The 16,460-nt window shown below is 72.8% G+C and carries 6 protein-coding genes; 2 read left to right on the top strand and 4 right to left on the bottom strand.

Annotated features, from left to right (window positions below; all coding sequences use genetic code 11):
• From ACIRD8_RS16970 to ACIRD8_RS16955, 4 genes are all read right to left on the bottom strand, one after another.
• Positions 1 to 300, bottom strand: coding sequence for an acyl carrier protein (locus tag ACIRD8_RS16970; protein WP_403991445.1), 300 nt, complete (start codon positions 298 to 300; stop codon positions 1 to 3).
• A gap of 76 nt (positions 301 to 376) precedes the next feature.
• Positions 377 to 1,669 (bottom strand): type III PLP-dependent enzyme, encoded by a 1,293-nt coding sequence (locus ACIRD8_RS16965; RefSeq protein WP_403991442.1) that lies wholly within the window; start codon positions 1,667 to 1,669, stop codon positions 377 to 379.
• On the bottom strand, positions 1,659 to 3,044 hold the full coding sequence (locus tag ACIRD8_RS16960) for a hypothetical protein (RefSeq protein WP_403991440.1): 1,386 nt from the start codon (positions 3,042 to 3,044) through the stop codon (positions 1,659 to 1,661). The genes ACIRD8_RS16965 and ACIRD8_RS16960 overlap by 11 nt, the downstream gene beginning before the upstream one ends.
• A 44-nt stretch (positions 3,045 to 3,088) precedes the next feature.
• Entirely contained in the window at positions 3,089 to 4,018 is a 930-nt protein-coding gene (locus tag ACIRD8_RS16955) for a 3-oxoacyl-[acyl-carrier-protein] synthase III C-terminal domain-containing protein (RefSeq protein WP_403991438.1), read from the bottom strand.
• A gap of 165 nt (positions 4,019 to 4,183) precedes the next feature.
• Between ACIRD8_RS16955 and ACIRD8_RS16950 the strand changes: the two genes are divergently transcribed.
• Entirely contained in the window at positions 4,184 to 15,505 is an 11,322-nt protein-coding gene (locus ACIRD8_RS16950; protein ID WP_403991435.1) for an amino acid adenylation domain-containing protein, read from the top strand.
• The gene (locus tag ACIRD8_RS16945) at positions 15,502 to 16,353 is read left to right on the top strand and encodes an ABC transporter permease (RefSeq protein ID WP_403991432.1); all 852 of its coding nucleotides are present in this window, start codon (positions 15,502 to 15,504) and stop codon (positions 16,351 to 16,353) included. Before ACIRD8_RS16950 ends, ACIRD8_RS16945 begins: the two co-directional genes overlap by 4 nt.
• The last annotated feature ends 107 nt before the right edge of the window (positions 16,354 to 16,460 follow it).

The raw sequence follows: 16,460 nt of genomic DNA, 5'->3' as shown, positions 1-16,460 counted from the left end.
TCAGACGCTCATCTCGTCGAGCAGGAAGTCGGCGAGCGTGCGCACGGTCTCGAAGTGCCGCATCTCCAGGCTGTCGGTGTCGAGTTCGACGGAGAGCCGGTCCTCAAGACCCATGAGCAGCTCGAAGACGCCGCTGGAGTCGAGGCCGACCTGGTCGAAGAGCCGGGAATCCTGTTCGAGCCCGGGGATGTCGTGGCCGAGTACCTCGGTCAGGGCGGCCTTGATCGCCTCCACGACCTCCTCGCGGCGCGGGTCCACGGCGGCCGCGGGTGCCTCGGGGGTCAGGGCTGTGTCGGACATGGTGGGGCTTCCTTCCGTGAAGTGCGTGGTGATGCCGCCCGGGACGGTCCCGGGCCGGGATGCGGGCGGGACGGCGTCAGCGTCCGGCGGAACCGCCGAACGGGACTCCCTCGGGCAGGCGCTGCGCACGCAGCAGGTCCTCGGGCCGGTCCGGCTCGCGCACCAGGTGAGCTCTGCCGTCCACCACGAGAACCTCGGCGGGATGACCGTGGCTGAGGAAGTTCACCGGCGAGGCGCTCGGTCCGTACGCTCCGGACCGCGCCACGCCGATCAGGTCTCCGGGCCGGACCTCGGGCAGTGCGACCTTCTTGCCCAGGGTGTCGTTCGGGGTGCAGAGCGGTCCGGTGATGTTCCAGTCGCCGCTCGCGCTCTCGTCCAGCCGGTTGAGTACCCGTATGGGGAAGTTCCGCTTGACGAACGAACCGATGCCCACCGCGGCCATGTGGTGGTTGGTGCCGCCGTCGGCGACCGCGAAGTTCTCCCCCATGGAGGTCTTCACATAGCGGACCCGCACGGTGTACGTCCCCGCCAGCGCCGTGAGGTAGCGGCCCAGCTCCATCACGAGCCGGGTGCCGGGATGGGCCGAGGCGAACTTGTCGAGCAGCGGATTGATGCGCGCGGCGACGTCGGCGAGGTCCAGGTCGCTCTCGTTGTCGAAGTAGGCGACGCCCAGGCCGCCCCCGATGTCGACCATGTCGAGCGGGAAGCCGAGTGTGCCGGCCAGTCGTTCCGCGAGCCCGAGGATCCGCTCCGTGTTCTCGGCGACGGCGCCCTCGCTGAGGATGCGGGTGCCCATGTAGACCTGTACGCCCATCAGGCGGACATGGGGGTGGCGCGCCGCCAGGTCCGGAGCGGCGAGCAACTGCGCCTCGTCGATGCCGAACTGGCGCGGCTTGCCCCCCATGGTGAGGCCGGAACCCTTCACCGCGAACTCGGGATTCACCCGCAGCGCGACGTCGGCCACGATGCCGCGGGCGGCGGCCGCCTCGTCGATGAGCGTCAGCTCGCCGAAGGACTCGCAGATGATCGTGTACACGCCGCCGTCCAGGCAGGCCTCCAGTTCCTCCCTGCTCTTGCCTGGGCCGAGGAAGACGATGTCCTCGGGGGAGACTCCCGCCCGGCGGGCCGTGGCCAGCTCGGCGAGCGAGGACACCTCGGCGCGGGCACCGTGCGCGTGCAGCAGTGAGCACACCGCCACGTTCGGGTTGGCCTTGAGGGAGAAGAAGACCTCCAGCCGCGGGTGGAGCAGGTCCCGCAGGTCCTTCATCCGCCCGCTCAGCGCGTCCCCGTCGTAGAGGTAGAGCGGGGTGCCGAACTCCTCGGCGAGATCGGTGATCCTGAGTCCTTGTACCTCGAACTCAGTGGGCATGAACCGCTCCTTCCGTCATGAGGCGAGCGGTGACGGCTTCGTCGAGCGCGGTGAGCCCGTCCACCGAGTCCGCCACCACCAGTCCGTAGAGGCGGCCGTCGAAGGGCTCACCGGCACGGACGGTGTGCCCGGCGTTGACGGTCGCGTAGTTGTTGACCAGCAGGCCCGAACCTCCGGGCCGCTCCAGCAGCAGGCCCTTGAGCAGGTCCGCGAGGGCCCCGAAGGGCAGCGGACCGGCGAGACGCAGCGGGTAGTGGCGGGCCAGGGCGCTGCGGCCCTCGCCGACGAACCGCTCCTGGAGGCGGACCTGGTAGGTCGACATGTTGTTGCGCGCGTTGATCTCCAGGACCGGGAACACCCCGCCCTCGGTGTCCAGCAGGGCGTCCACCCCGACCACTCCGTAATAGCCGTCGCGGGCCAGCCGGGCGCCGATGCCGGCCGCGGCCTCCCGCAGCGGCCCCAGCTGGGCGGGGGTGAGCAGAGCCGGCATCCGGTGGCCCTTGTGCACCCCGCCCTCCGTGACTGCCCGCTTCACGAAGTCGAAGTCGACGCGGCCGTCCCGGCCGACGGTGAACTGGTAGTTCAGGTCGCCCCCGTGGTCCACCCACTCCTCGACCACGAAGGCGATCCGCGGCTGCCCCGAGCGCTCCACGCGCTGACGGACCATGCGCAGCACGCGTTCGGTCCAGCGCTCGTTCTCCAGGACGACGATGCCCTTGCCGGAGACACCGAAGGCCTCCTTGACCACCGCGCGCTTCCCCCGGGCGAGCAGCTCCCCGGCGTGCCCCAGCGCCGTCTCCAGCTCGTCGAGCGTCTCGCAGGTCCAGCCCTTCGGCTGGCGCAGCCCCAGCTCGTCGGCGACACGACGGCTGTAGATCTTGCTGTTGACGGCCTTGCAGGCCTCCGCCCCCGGCGCGGCGAGCGGCAGTCCCGCGCTCCGGGACAGCTCCTCCTCCACCACGGAGACCCCGTGCGGCAGCAGTCGCACGCCGCGGCCGGCCAGTTCGCCCAGGGTGGCCAGCAGATCGGGGTCGGCGAGGGCGTCCTCGGTGACCGTACGCTGGCTGTCCTGTGTGCCCACGGAGTGGATCTCGGGCAGCTCGACGCCCAGGCGTTCCAGGTGCGTCAGGTAGTCGGGGTCGGGGGCGGCCTTCAGGACGACATGGTCGCCCTTGTCCGCGAGCAGCAGGGCCAGCTCGTCCATCCGGTTGACCACGGCGCTGCCCGAGGCGGCCGAGAAGCGTGGCAGCGTGTGCTCTCCCCGCGCCCACACCTCCTCCACCTCGAAGTTGCCCAGAAACACGAGGGGCGTCCCGGGGGAGCCGGCCACCGCCTTCTTCAGCCTGGGCAGGAAACCGGGCAGGAATTCGTCCATGTCGTCGACGCCTCTCTCCTGTTCTGTCCGATCGCGGACGGCCGTCAGTGCTGGAGCACCGCGGCGGCGAAGGCCTGGCCGAGACCCGCCGCGGTCATCAGGTAGTAACCCCCCGGCTCCAGCAGCCCGCGGTCGCGGGCGGACCGGTAGTTGATGAAGGGGTCCGCGCAGAAGCTGTGTCCCACGGCGCCGATGTTGTCGAGGAAGATCTTGCCGGGGGGTATACCGAGGTTCTTGGCCGCAACGGTCCAGGAGACCCGGTTGACGTTGTGCGGCAGGACGAGGTCGAGGTCGGCGACGGTGATGCCCGCCTCCTCGGCGGCGGCGACCACGACCTCCTCCAGCGCGTCCTGGTAGATACGGATGGCGTCCTTGGCCAGGTCCCCGGTCAGGTCGATCACTCCGTCGGCCCGGCCGTGGATGCTGCTGGCGTACCCCAGGACCCGGTCGGGACCGCCGCCCGGCCCGACCAGCACCGCGGCCGTCCCCTCCGCCATGATCGACACATCGACGACCCACTGCGAGAACGGGGTGAGCGTCTTGTCCCCCGCGAGGATCAGCGCGAGCCCGTCCGGGTCGCCGTCCCGCTCCAGCAGCATTCCCGCGATGTCGAGCGCGAGGAGTCCGGTGGCGCAGCCGTGGTCGGCGACGGCGAAGGTCCGGGCGCGGCGCAGGCCGAGGGCCTCCCGTACGTCCTGGAGCGGGTTCTCGGGGTAGGGGGCCGTCGTCCGCAGGCCCTTGGCCCGGATCACGTAGCGGATCCGGTCCTCCTGCCCGGCGAGCCCCTCCAGCTTGCCCGCGGCCGCCAGCAGCAGCTCGGCCTCCGAACGCCCGGGGGCCTTGCAGATCCGGTCGAGCCCGTAGAGCCGGGTGAAGCGTCGCACCTGCTGATCGTTCAGGCCCAGTGATTCCTTGAGCCCATCCACCGGCACGGTCTCCGGAAGATGGCTCGACACCGCCACCAATGAGGTCATGGCCCGGACGGTATTGAGCACCGCTGACGGCGCACTGACGGTCCGTCCGGTCCGGGTCAGCTCGCCGTCAGCGCGCCGTCAGCCCCGTTCCCGAGCATGAGCGGGTCCAGATCCGGGGGCGGCGGCAGGCACCGCGCCTCCGAGGCAGCTTGAAGAGGGGGCACCATGACCGCCACCGCATCCGGAGCAGCCGAGCTGCCGTTGTCCGCGGGCCAGGCCGACATCTGGTTCGACGAGATGCTCTCCGGGGGCAGTCGTGCCTACAACACGGCCGGCTATCTCGACATCACCGGGGATCTCGATGCGGATCTTCTGCGCCGGGCGGCACACCGCCTGGTCGAGGAGGCCGAGTGCATGCGGTCCCGGTTCGTCGAGGACGGCGCGGGACCGCGCCAAGTGGTGGTGCCCCTCGACCGGCTTCCCTACGCCGAACGCGACTTCACCGGTCACCACGACCCCGGGGCCGCCGCCGCCGGGTGGATGCGGGCCGATCTGGCGACCGCCTTCCCCTCCGACGGGACCCCGCTGTTCCGGCTGGCCCGGCTGCACATCGCCCAGGGCCGCTCGTACTTCTACATGTGCATCCACCACATGCTCTGCGACGGCTACAGCCAGGTGGTGTTCTGGCGGCGGCTCTCGGAGCTGTACGACGCTCTCCTGACGGGCTCCCCGGCCGAGGAGGGGACGCTGCCTCCGCTCTCCGCCCTGCTGGACGCCGAACAGACCTACGCCGGCTCGCACCGGGCCCGTCAGGACGCCTCGTTCTGGGAGAAGCGGTTCTCGCGGCCCCCCGCGCCGGTGAGCCTGTCCCGGCGGGACCGGCCGCCCGGCCAGGGCTTCGTACGGGCGGATTTCACCCTGACGGCAGGGACCGCCTCCGCCATGCGATCCCTCGCGCGGGCGTCCTCGGTCACCTGGCCGACCGTGGTCATGGCCGGGGTCGCCGCATACACCCAGCGCCGGACCGGTACGTCCGACGTACTCCTCACGGTGCCGGTGACGACCAGGGTCGGCGCGCTGATGCGGGCCGTGCCCGGCATGGTCGCCAACACGATCCCGATGGCCCTGTCCGTGACACCGGGCACGACGGCCGGTGAGCTGCTGGACCGCACCTCCCGGGAGTTCACCCGGATACTCCGGCACCAGCGGCACCGGGTGAGCCGGATCCGTCAGGCGATGGGGCTGCGCAGCGACGACAAGCGGCCCTTCGGCCCGCTCGTCAACATCCTGCCCCAGCAGACCGTGATGACGCTGGGTCCGTGCGAGATGACCGTCAACAACCTGTCGACGGGCCTGATCGACGACTTCGAGATCACCGTGGTCGACGCCACGGACGGCGGCATCACCGTGCACCTCAGCGGCAACTCCGGTCTCTACACCTCCGAGGACGCCGACGAACACGCCGCGTGCCTGAGCCACTTCCTCCAGGCGTTCGTGACGGCGGGCCGGGACACTCCCCTGGCCCGGCTGGACATCCTGGACGCCGCGGCCCGCGACCAGGTCCTGGCCGTGGGCCGCGGCACCCCGGACCCGGGCACGGACGAGGGTGTGGTGGAGCGGGTGCGCCGGGTCGCCGACCTGTACCCGGACGGTGTGGCCGTGCAGGACGACGACGGCGGGACGACCTACTCGGCTCTGGTGCGGAGCGCCGGTGCGCTCAGCCGCAGGCTGCCGGGCGCGGGCCGGGTGGCGGTGCTGGCCGCTCCGGGGTCCGGCTTCGTCACCGCCGTGCTCGGCGTCCTCGGCGCGGGTGGTGCGTACGTCCCGCTGGACGTCGACGCGCCCGGCGCCCGGCTCGGCGCGCTGCTGCGGGACAGCGGGGCGCGGCACGTGGTCGCGGACCCGGCCCACGCCGGCCTGGCCGAGGAGCTCGCCGCGGGTGCGGGTTCCGGGGTCGAGGTGGTCGTCCTGGACGGCGCGCTGGATCCGGCGGATGATCCCGCCCCCCTCACGGGCACGGGTGACGATCTCGCCTACGTCATCTTCACCTCGGGTTCCACGGGCCGGCCCAAGGGCGCGATGGTGCACCGCGCCGGGATGTTCAACCATCTGCTGGCGAAGGTCGAGGACCTCGACCTCTGCGAGACCGACACCCTGGTGCAGAACGCGCCCGTGACCTTCGACATCTCCGTGTGGCAGATGCTCGCGCCGCTGCTCGTCGGTGGCCGGGTGCGGGTCGTGCCGCGTCCGGTGGCCGCCGATCCCGACCTGCTGTTCCCGCTGACCACCGAGGCCGGGGTCACCGTTCTGGAGGTCGTGCCCTCACTGCTGCGCGCGGCCCTGGACAGCTGGGACGAGGGCGGCACCCATCCTCCGCTGGAGCTCCTGCGCATCCTGATGGTGACCGGTGAGACCCTGCCGGGCGACCTCTGCGGGCGCTGGTCCGACCGGTACCCCGATGTCCCCCTCGTCAACGCCTACGGTCCGACGGAGTGCTCGGACGACGTCACGCACGCGTTCATCGGCCCGCACGACGTGCCGGCCGGCCCGAGCGCGCCCATCGGACGCGCCGTGCGCGGCACGCGCCTGGTGGTGCTCGACGATGTGCTGCGCCCGGTGCCGCAGGGCACACCCGGCGAGCTCTACGCGTCGGGCACCGGGGTCGGCCGCGGCTATCTCGACGACCCCACCCGTACGGCGGTGGCCTTCCTGCCGGACCCCTTCGGCCCGCCCGGCAGCCGCATGTACCGCACGGGCGACCGGGTGGTGCTGCGGACGGACGGACAGTTCGAGTTCCTCGAACGCCGCGACCACCAGGTCAAGATACGGGGGCACCGGATCGAACTCGGCGAGATCGAGGCGGCGCTGCGCGACCTGGACCGGATCGCGGACGCGGCCGTCGTCGTCCACACGGATCCGGGCGGCCACAGACGGCTCCTCGGATATCCGGTCGCCGCCGTCGGCACCGCGGCGGACCCCGCGGCCGTACGCGAGGAGCTCGCCCGGGTCCTGCCCGACTACATGGTGCCGGCGCACATCCACTACCTGGGCTCCCTGCCGCTGACCGCGCACGGGAAGGTCGACCGCAAGGCGCTGCCCGCACCGGAGTTCGGCGCCCCGGTCACCACGGACCGGCCGCGCGGGCGCGGTGAGGAGATCCTCTGCTCCGCCATGGCGGACACGCTCGGCCGCGCCTCGGTCGGCAGGGACGACAACTTCTTCGCCCTGGGCGGCGACTCGATCAGCGCCCTGCAGGTGGTCAGCAGGGGCCGCCGGGAAGGGCTGGAGCTCTCGGCACGCACGGTGTTCGAGCATGCGACGCCCGCGGCGATCGCCGCGGTGGCCGGCGAGCCGGGCTCCGCACCGGGCGGCACGTCCGGGCCCGCCGACGACGGCATAGGCGAGGTGGAGCTGCTGCCCGCGGCCGACCAGCTCCGGGAGACGCTCGGGACGCTGGACGCGCCGATGCGCGAGTACAGCCAGCATGTGGCCGTCGAGGTGCCCGCCGGCCTCGAACACGGGCTGCTGGAACAGGCGCTCCAGACGGTGGTCGACTGTCACGACGCGCTGCGGCTGAGGCTGCACGTACCGGCCCCCGGCCTGTGGAGCACGGCCGTCGAGCCGCCCGGGGCCGTCGTCGCGGCGGATGTGCTGGAGGTGGTGGCGGACGACCGGCCGGACGCGGAGCTGATCGGCGCGCTCGCGGCACGGGCCAGGCGGGCCCTCGACCCCGTGGCCGGCGTCATGGTGCGGGCCGTCCTGGTGGAACGCGGGCCCGGTCGCACCGGCCGACTGGTTCTGGTCGCCCATCACCTGGTGGTGGACGGGGTGTCCTGGCGGATCCTCGTCCAGGACCTGCGGACCGCGTACGAGGCGCTCGCCGCGGGAGGCGAGCCGGTGCTCCCGCCCGTGACCACATCACTGCGCCGCTGGTCCCGTGAGCTGTCCGGGCATGCGAGGGGCGCCGGGCGGACCGCGGAACTCCCCCTGTGGACACAGCAGTCGGCCGAAGCCGAACCCCTGGTGGGCAGTCGGCCCCTGGATCCGGCCGAGGACGTGCACGCCACGGCCCGGACCCTGCGCACCGAACTCCCCCCGCATCTCACCGAGGCGCTGCTCACCGAGGTTCCCGCGCTCCTGAACGCCGAGATCAACGATGTGCTGCTGACCGCCTTCGCACTGGCGCTCGCCGGCCGGCGCCGGCACCACGCCGAGGCCGGCGGGCATCCGTCCACGGCGACGGTCGTCGAAGTGGAGGGGCACGGCCGCGAGGACCTCGTACCCGGACTCGACATCTCCCGGACCGTCGGCTGGTTCACCAGTTCCTATCCCGTACGTCTGGCTCCCGGCGAGGTGTCCGGGCCGGCCCTCTCGGCAGGCGGCACCGAGGTCGGCGCCGCGCTGAAACGCGTCAAGGAACAGTTGCGCACCCTGCCCGACCACGGCATCGGATTCGGTCTGCTGCGCCACCTCAACCCCCAGACCCAGCGGGTGCTCGCCCGGTCCGCCGCTCCGCAGTTCGGCTTCAACTATCTGGGCCGGTTCGGAGGTTCGGGCGGCCTCTGGTCCCTGGACGGCGCCGACGCGGTCGTAGGGCTGGGAGCCCACCCCGACACGCCGCTGCGCCACGCCGTGGAGCTGTCGTCGGTCGCCGACGAGCGGCCCGGTGGGACCGTGCTGGTCGCCGAGTGGGTCTGGGCCGCCGGCCTGCTGGACGAGAGCGACGTCGCGGATCTGGCGTCGGGCTGGCACCGGGCCCTGGAAGGGCTCGTCACCCACGCGCGGCAGCCCGGCGCCGGCGGGCGCACCCCGTCGGACTTCCCGCTCGTGAGCGTGGAGCAGCACGAGATCGAGGCGTTCGAGGAGGCCTGCGGCCCGGTCGCGGAGATTCTGCCGACCTCGCCGCTGCAGCAGGGGCTGCTGTTTTCCGCCCAGTTCGACGCGGAGGGGCTCGACCCCTACACCCTGCAGATCGGCGTGGATGTCCGGGGCCACCTGGACACCGGGCTGCTGAAGGCGAGCGCGGCGGAGCTGCTGCGCCGGCACAGCAGCCTGCGCGCCTGCTTCCCCCGGCGCGCGGGCGGGGATCCGGTCCAGGTCGTCCCGGAGGAGGCCGAGGCGCACTGGGAGCACACGGACCTGTCCGGCCTCACCGGGCAGGAACGTGAGGACGCGCTGGAGAGCGCGACCCAGCAGGAGTGGACGCACCGGTTCGATCTCGCCCGTCCGCCGCTGGTGCGCTTCCGGGTCGTCCGGCTCGGCGGGGAACAGCACCGGCTCCTGTGGAGCGTGCACCACTCGTTGGTCGACGGCTGGTCGATGGCGGTCTTCGCCCAGGAACTCTTCACCCTGTACGCGAACGGCGCGGACCCGGCCTCCCTTCCGGAACCCGCCCCCTATCGCGCGTACGCGGCGTGGCTGAGCCGTCAGGACGAGGAGGCCGCCCGCCTCGCGTGGAAGTCCGCGCTCGAAGGTGTCGGGGAACCGACCCGGCTGGTGCAGAACCCCGGCACGGACGGCCCCTCGCTCCCCGGCGAGCTGATCGTCGACCTGGACGAGGAGCTGACCGGCGGGCTCACCTCCGCGGCCGCCCGCAGCGGTGTCACACTCAACACCCTGATGCAGGGCTCCTGGGCGATGCTCCTGGGACAGCTCACCGGTCAGCAGGACGTCCTGTTCGGCGCGGTCACCTCCGGCAGGCCGGCCGGCCTGCCGGGCGTCGAGTCCATGGTGGGCTCCTTCCTCAACACGCTCCCGGTACGGGCGAGGCTGTCGCCGGGCCGCAGGTTCGACGAGGTACTGGGCGAACTCCAGTCACAGCAGTCCGCCCTGGCCGAACACCAGCATCTGGGGCTCGCCGAGGTACAGCGGCTCGCCGGTCTCGGCGATCTCTTCGACACCGTGGTGAGTTACAACAACTACCCGATGGCCGACGTGTCGAGCCTGGCGGGGAAGGTGCCGGGGCTGCGCTTCCTGAGCAGCCACGCGCGGGTCGTGGCCGAGTACCCGCTCGCGCTGTCCTGCTACCCGGGGAAGCGGATGCGGCTCCACACCCAGTACGCGCCCGGCTCCCTGGACCACGCGGCCGCTCAGGCCGTGACGGACCGGTTCGTCCGGCTCCTGCGCTCGGTGGCGGACCGGCCCGACGCGCCGCTCGCCGCTCTGGGGACGCTGTCGGACGAGGAGAGGTCGGCGCTGCTCGGCACGTGGGCCGGCGAGACGCCGGTGATGCCCCGGACCGTGGTGACCGAGGTCGTGGAGGAGTGGGCCGCACGTACTCCGGACGCTCTCGCCGTCATCGCTCCCGAGGGCGACCTGACGTACCGGGAGCTCAACCAGCGGGCCAACCGGCTGGCCAGACTGCTCCTGGCGCGCGGCCTCGGCCCGGAGCGGACGGTGGCGCTGGCCCTGCCCCGCTCCTCCGGCCAACTCGTCGCGGTCCTCGGTGTCCTCAAGACCGGCTGCGCCTTCCTCCCGGTCGACCCCGCCTACCCCGCCGACCGGATCGCGCACATGCTCGACGACGCGCGCCCCGCCGTGCTGCTGACCACCGGGGACCTCGCGGGGGCACTGCCGGCCACGGCGACACCGTCGCTCCTGCTCGACTCGGGTCAGGTCCTGACCGAGCTCGCCGGCCTGGCGGACACCGACGTGGCGGACACCGAGCGGACGGGCCCGCTGCTCCCGGAGCTGGCCGCCTACATCATCTACACCTCCGGGTCCACGGGCCTCCCCAAGGGGGTCCAGGTCGACCACGCGGGCTTCTCGGCCATGCTCACCAGCCTGACCGCGCGCTTCGGCCTCGACGGGACGGTGCGTGTGCTGCAGTTCGCGTCGTACTCCTTCGACGCCTCGGTGTGGGAGTGGGGTCTCGCCCTCCACAACGGGGGCGCCGTGGTCGTCACCGACGAGGAGGCCCGCGCCGGGGGCACGGCGCTGACCGGACTCCTCCACCGCACCGGGGTCACGCTGGCCGGTCTGCCCCCGGTGATGATGAGCACCCTGCCCGACGGGGCCGAGCTCCCGCCGGGCCTGACCGTCGCCGTGGCGGGCGAGGCGTGCCCGCCCGAGGTGACGGCCCGCTGGGCCGGCCGGGTGCGGCTGTTCAACGGCTACGGGCCGACCGAGGCGGTCGTGGCATCCACGGTGGGCGGCCCGCTGGGCGCCACCGCCCGGCCGCCGATCGGCCGGCCGACGGCGGCGCACCGGGTCTATGTGCTGGACCGGGCGCTCCGTCCGGTGCCGGAGGGCGTCACCGGTGAGCTGTACGTCGCCGGCGGGCTGGCCCGCGGCTACCTGAACCGTTCCGGGCTCACCGCCTCGCGGTTCGTCGCCGATCCCTTCGGCACTCCGGGAAGCAGGATGTACCGCACGGGCGACGTGGTGCGCTGGCTCACCGACGGGCAGCTCGACTACGTGGGCCGCCACGACGACCAGGTGCAACTGCGCGGCTACCGCGTGGAGCTGGGCGAGATCGAGGCCGCCGTAGCCGCCCACCCGGCGGTCTCCGGCGCCGTGGTGACCGTGCACCGTGACGCGTCCGGCCATCAGCACCTGGTGGCGTACGCCGTCGCGGACGGGGCCGTCGGCTCCGGCCCCGGGGCGCCGGACCTCGTCGACGCGCTGCGCGGCCACGCGCGCACACTGCTGCCTCAGCACATGGTGCCCTCGGCCTTCGTGGTCCTCGGCGCCTTCCCCGTGACGGCACAGGGCAAGGTGGACCGCAAGGCGCTGCCCGCCCCGGAATTCGGCGGCACAGCGGCCGGCCGGGCTCCCCGGACACCCGTCGAGGAGATCCTGTGTTCGCTCTTCGCCGAGGTGCTGGGACTGCCGGGCGTCGGCGTCGACGACGACTTCTTCACGCTGGGCGGCCACTCCCTGCTGGCGACCAAGGTGGTGGCGAAGGCGCGCTCGGCGCTGGGTGTGGAGCTCCCGATCCGAGCCCTGTTCGAGGCGCGCACGGTCGCCGGTCTCGCCGTGCAGGTCGCGGATGCCGCGGTCGCACGGCCCGCGCTGCGCCGCTCGGACACCGGGGCCGAGGACTCCCCCCTGTCCTACGCGCAACGGCGGCTGTGGTTCGCCAACCGCCTGGAGCAGGGCGGCCGGGGCACCTACAACGTGCCGTTCGCGCTGCGGCTCAGCGGCGCCGTGGACACCACCGCGCTGGCCGCCGCCCTGGGCGACCTGGTCGCGCGTCACCAGGTGCTGCGCTCGGTCTTCCCGGCCGTGGACGACACCCCGGTGCAGCGGCGGCTGCCCGCACGCGGCCCGCTCGGCCTCCCGGTCGGCCGGCCGGCTGCGGGGGAACTGCCCGGGATGCTGGCGGACGAGGCCGAGCGGGGCTTCGACCTGACGGTCGAACCGCCCCTGCGGGCCGTGCTGTTCGACGTATCCGAGGACGAGGGGGCGGCCGGCGAGGGGGGCACGGAGGCCGTCCTGCTGCTCGTCTTCCACCACATCGCTTTCGACGGCTGGTCCATCGCTCCCCTGGTACGCGACTTCGCCCTCGCCTACCGGGCCAGGTGCGGAGGCGCGGAGCCGCGGTTCGCCCCGCTGCCGGTGCAGTACTCCGACTACGCCCGCTGGCAGCACGACCTGCTGGGATCACCCGAAGAGCCGGACAGCATCGTCGCCCAGCAGCTGGCCCACTGGAAGAACACGCTTGCGGGGCTCCCCGAGGAGATCCTGCTGCCCCGTGACTTCGCGAGGCCGGCCGTGGGCAGCCATGCCGGGGACAGCGTCGGCTTCGCCGTCGACACCGCCCTCGCGGACGGGCTCGACGCACTGGCCCGGCGCTGTGGCGGCACCCTCTTCATGGTGCTCCAGGCAGCCTTCGCCACCCTGCTCGGCCGTCTCGGCGCCGGTCAGGACATTCCGCTGGGAACGCCGATCGCCGGCCGGACGGACGACGGACTGGGCGACCTGATCGGCACGTTCATCAATACGGCGGTGCTGCGCACCGACCTGTCGGGCAACCCTCCCTTCGCCGAACTCGTCGGCCGGGTGCGGGAGGTGAACCTCGCCGCGTACGCCCATCAGGACGTCCCCTTCGATCTCGTCGTCGACGCGGTCAAGCCGGCCCGCTCGCTGGCGAGGCACCCGCTGTTCCAGGTGATGCTCGTCCTGCAGAACACCGAAGAGGCCCCGGTGGTGGACCTGCCGGGTGTCGTGGTCCGTGGCGAGCCGGTGCCCCAGCGTCTGACCAAGTTCGACCTGCGGCTGCAGTTCGACCAGCAGGACGGGCTGAGGGGCGTGCTGGAGTACGCCACCGAGCTGTTCACGCGGGCCACTGCCGAAAGCGTCGTCCAACGTCTTCTGAGGGTCCTGCGCACCGTCGTGTCCGATCCGCAGACCCGGCTCACCGACATCGATCTTCTGACCGGAAAGGAGCGGCAGCGGGTGCTGACCGACTTGAATCACACGGACCGCGAGACCACGCGGGACTGCCTGCCGGACCTCTTCGAAAGGGCCGCCGGGCCGGCGGCGGACAGCGAAGCCGTAGCGGCATCCGGCGTCTCGTGGACCTATCGCGAGCTGGCCGGCCGGGCAGGCAGGCTCGCCCACCACCTGGTGGCGCTCGGAGCGGGCCCGGACCGCATCGTGGGTATCGCCCTGCCGCCCTCGCCCGACCTCGTCGTCGCCGTCCTGGCCACGCTGGCCTCAGGCGCCGCGTGCACCCTGATCGACCCCGCCCTGCCGGCCGGGAGGATCGAGGCCGTCACCGGCCAGGCCGGTCCGGTCTGCCTCGTGACGAACCGTGCGGCGGCCGCCCGACTGCCGCTGGGGACCCCGCTGGTGGCCCTGGACGACCCCGCCCTGCGGGAGGCACTGGACTCGCTTCCTCCGACGCCGCCCGCGGTGGCGCACGACCCGCTCCACCCGGCGCTGGTCGCCTACGCCCCGGACGCGGACGGCCGGCTGCTCGGCACCGTCGTCGGGCACGGAGCGCTCGCCGCCCGGGCGGTCCGCGCCTCCGGCGGCCAGGACGGCAGGAACCTGCTGACCCCGGCCGGTCTGGCCGCCGGGCTGCTCGCCCCGCTGATCACCGGCGGGACCGTACGCCCGGAAGCCCCCGCGGCCGGCCCGGACGTGGAGTCCGACGAGTACGTGGCGGAGATCCTCACCTCGGGGAGGGCCACGGGCGGCGTGCGCGCCTATGTGCTGGACGGCTCACTGCGGCCGGTGACCCCCGGAGCGATCGGCGAACTCTACCTTTCCGGCGAGGAGTTGCCGCGCGGCTACCTGGCAAGGCCCGGGCACACGGCCGAGCGCTTCGTGGCGGACCCGTTCGGCCCCGGCGGCGCCCGGATGCTGCGCACCGGCACCGCGGTCCGCTGGACCGCGGACAGCCGGATCCTTCCCGCGCAGCCGGACACCACCCGTGAAGAGGCTGACGCGGCGACGGCGGAACCGGCTCCCACGGCCCCGCGCACCCGGAGCGAGGAGGTCCTCCTCGGCATCGTCCACGATGTGCTCAAGCGGCCCGGCCTGGGGGTCGAGGACAACTTCTTCGCCAACAGCATGGACAGCATCCGCTCGCTGCACGTGGTGAGCCGGTCGGGCAAGGCCGGGCTCGAGATCACCGTCGCGGACGTGTTCGCCCACCAGAGCGTGGCGGCACTCGCGGCCGAGGTCGACCGCAGGCAGGAGCCGGCTCGTCAGGCGCCCCCGCGCGGCTCGGTGATCGACGAGGTGTTCCACCGCCTCGGGCAGAGCGACGAGGACCCGTTCGGGACGGTGGTCCGGCTCAAGCCGACCGGTACCCGGCCGCCCCTCTTCTGCCTGCACAGCGGAGTCGGCTTCTCGCTCCCCTACGTCGGTCTCGCCCAGCACCTCGGCGAGGACCGCCCGCTCTACGGGATCCAGGCCCCGAGCATCAGTGAGCTGGCCCCGCTGCCGGGCAGCGTGCGGGAGATGGCCACCGGATACGCCGAGCTGATCAGGAAGATCCAGCCGTCGGGCCCCTACCACCTGCTGGGCTGGTCGTTCGGCGGCTGCCTCGCCCACGAGGTCGCGGTGTGCCTCCAGGAGAGCGGGGGTGAGGTGGCGCTGCTGGCCGACCTCGACTCCTATCCGCGCACCGCCGAGGAGGAGGCGGGCGACGACCAGACCCTGCTCGGCTGGGTCATCGAGCTGGTGGGCCAGGACGCCTCGCGGTTCGCCGGACGCGAGCTGACCACGGACGACGTGGTGGCGGCGCTGCGGAAGGGCGGGAGCCCGATGGCCGCGCTCGGGGAGCGGAAGGTGCTCGCCATGCTCGACACGATGCGCAACAACGCCCGGCTGATGAGCGAGTTCAGGCCCCGTGAGTTCCGCGGTCGCATGCAGCTCTTCGTGGCCTCCGCGAACCTCTCCGAGTCCGAGGTCGCCGAACGCGCGGCCCTGTGGGCGCCCCACGTCGACGGCGCGGTGAACGTGCACCAGGTGCCGTGCGCCCACGACTACATGATGCATCCGGACCCGCTCGCCCTCATCGGTTCCGCCCTCGCGGCGGAGCTGCAGCGGCTGCACATGACCTCCGCCCTGCGCGAGGGCGGGTCGTCGTGACTCTCACCGCCACTCCGGGAGAACGGACCGCCGTGCCCGCGGCTCCGGGTCCCGCCGGGCGGCTGCGGCACTGTGCCGTGGAGGCCTTCGCGGTGGCGGGGCGCCGGCTGCGCCACCTGCGCAGGGCCCCGGGGCGGTTCCTCGGCATCACTCTGAACCCGCTGCTGACCATGCTGGTGCTCGGTTTCCTGCTGGAGAAGTCCCTCGTCGTACCGGGTGGCGGGAGCTACCAGGAGTATCTGTTCGCGGGCGCGGCGGTGCAGGGCGGTCTCGCCGGGGTGGGCCCCACGGCCATCGCTGTGGGCAGCGACCTCAAGGGCGGCATCATCGACCGGTTCCGCTCCCTGCCGGTGGCCCGTTCCAGCATCCTCCTGGGCCATACGCTCGCCGACTTCCTGGTGGGTCTCGCCGGACTCGTGGTGGTCACCGGATTCGGGCTGCTGCTCGGGTGGCGGCCGCACGGCGATGTCTGGCAGGTCCTGCTCGGCTTCGCCCTGCTGGCCGCCTTCTCGTACGTGATGCTCTGGGTGGGCGTGCTGTTCGGTCTCGCCTCGCGCAGCCTGGAGACGATCAGTTCGGTCACGCCGCTCGTGGTGACGGTGCTGCCGTTCCTCTCCGGCGCCTTCCTCGCCACGGAGAACCTGCCGGCGGGTCTGCGTACGGTCGCCGAGTGGAACCCGGTGAGCGCCGTGGCCCAGGCGTGCCGGGAACTGTGGGGCAATCCGGTGGCCCAGGGCAGCGGGCTGCCGGCCGAACATCCGCTGCCGGTAGCCGCGTTGACGCTGGGCACGCTGCTGCTCGTCTCGGTGACGCTGGCACTGCGCCGCTACCGGTCGGCGGGCGGCTGAGTTCCGTCCCTGCCCGTCGTCGACCCGAGCCCGGCCCGGACGCGTCCCCTGGACACAGCCGCGCCGGGCCACGGCACGAGTCCGCCGGCCCAGGCGCCCGGACCCAC

Origin of the sequence: Streptomyces sp. NPDC102451, assembly GCF_044765485.1 — a bacterium.
In the GTDB taxonomy this organism is placed as follows: domain Bacteria; phylum Actinomycetota; class Actinomycetes; order Streptomycetales; family Streptomycetaceae; genus Streptomyces.
Note: the sequence above shows the minus strand (reverse complement) of the source record. Positions and strands in the feature narration are given on the sequence as shown.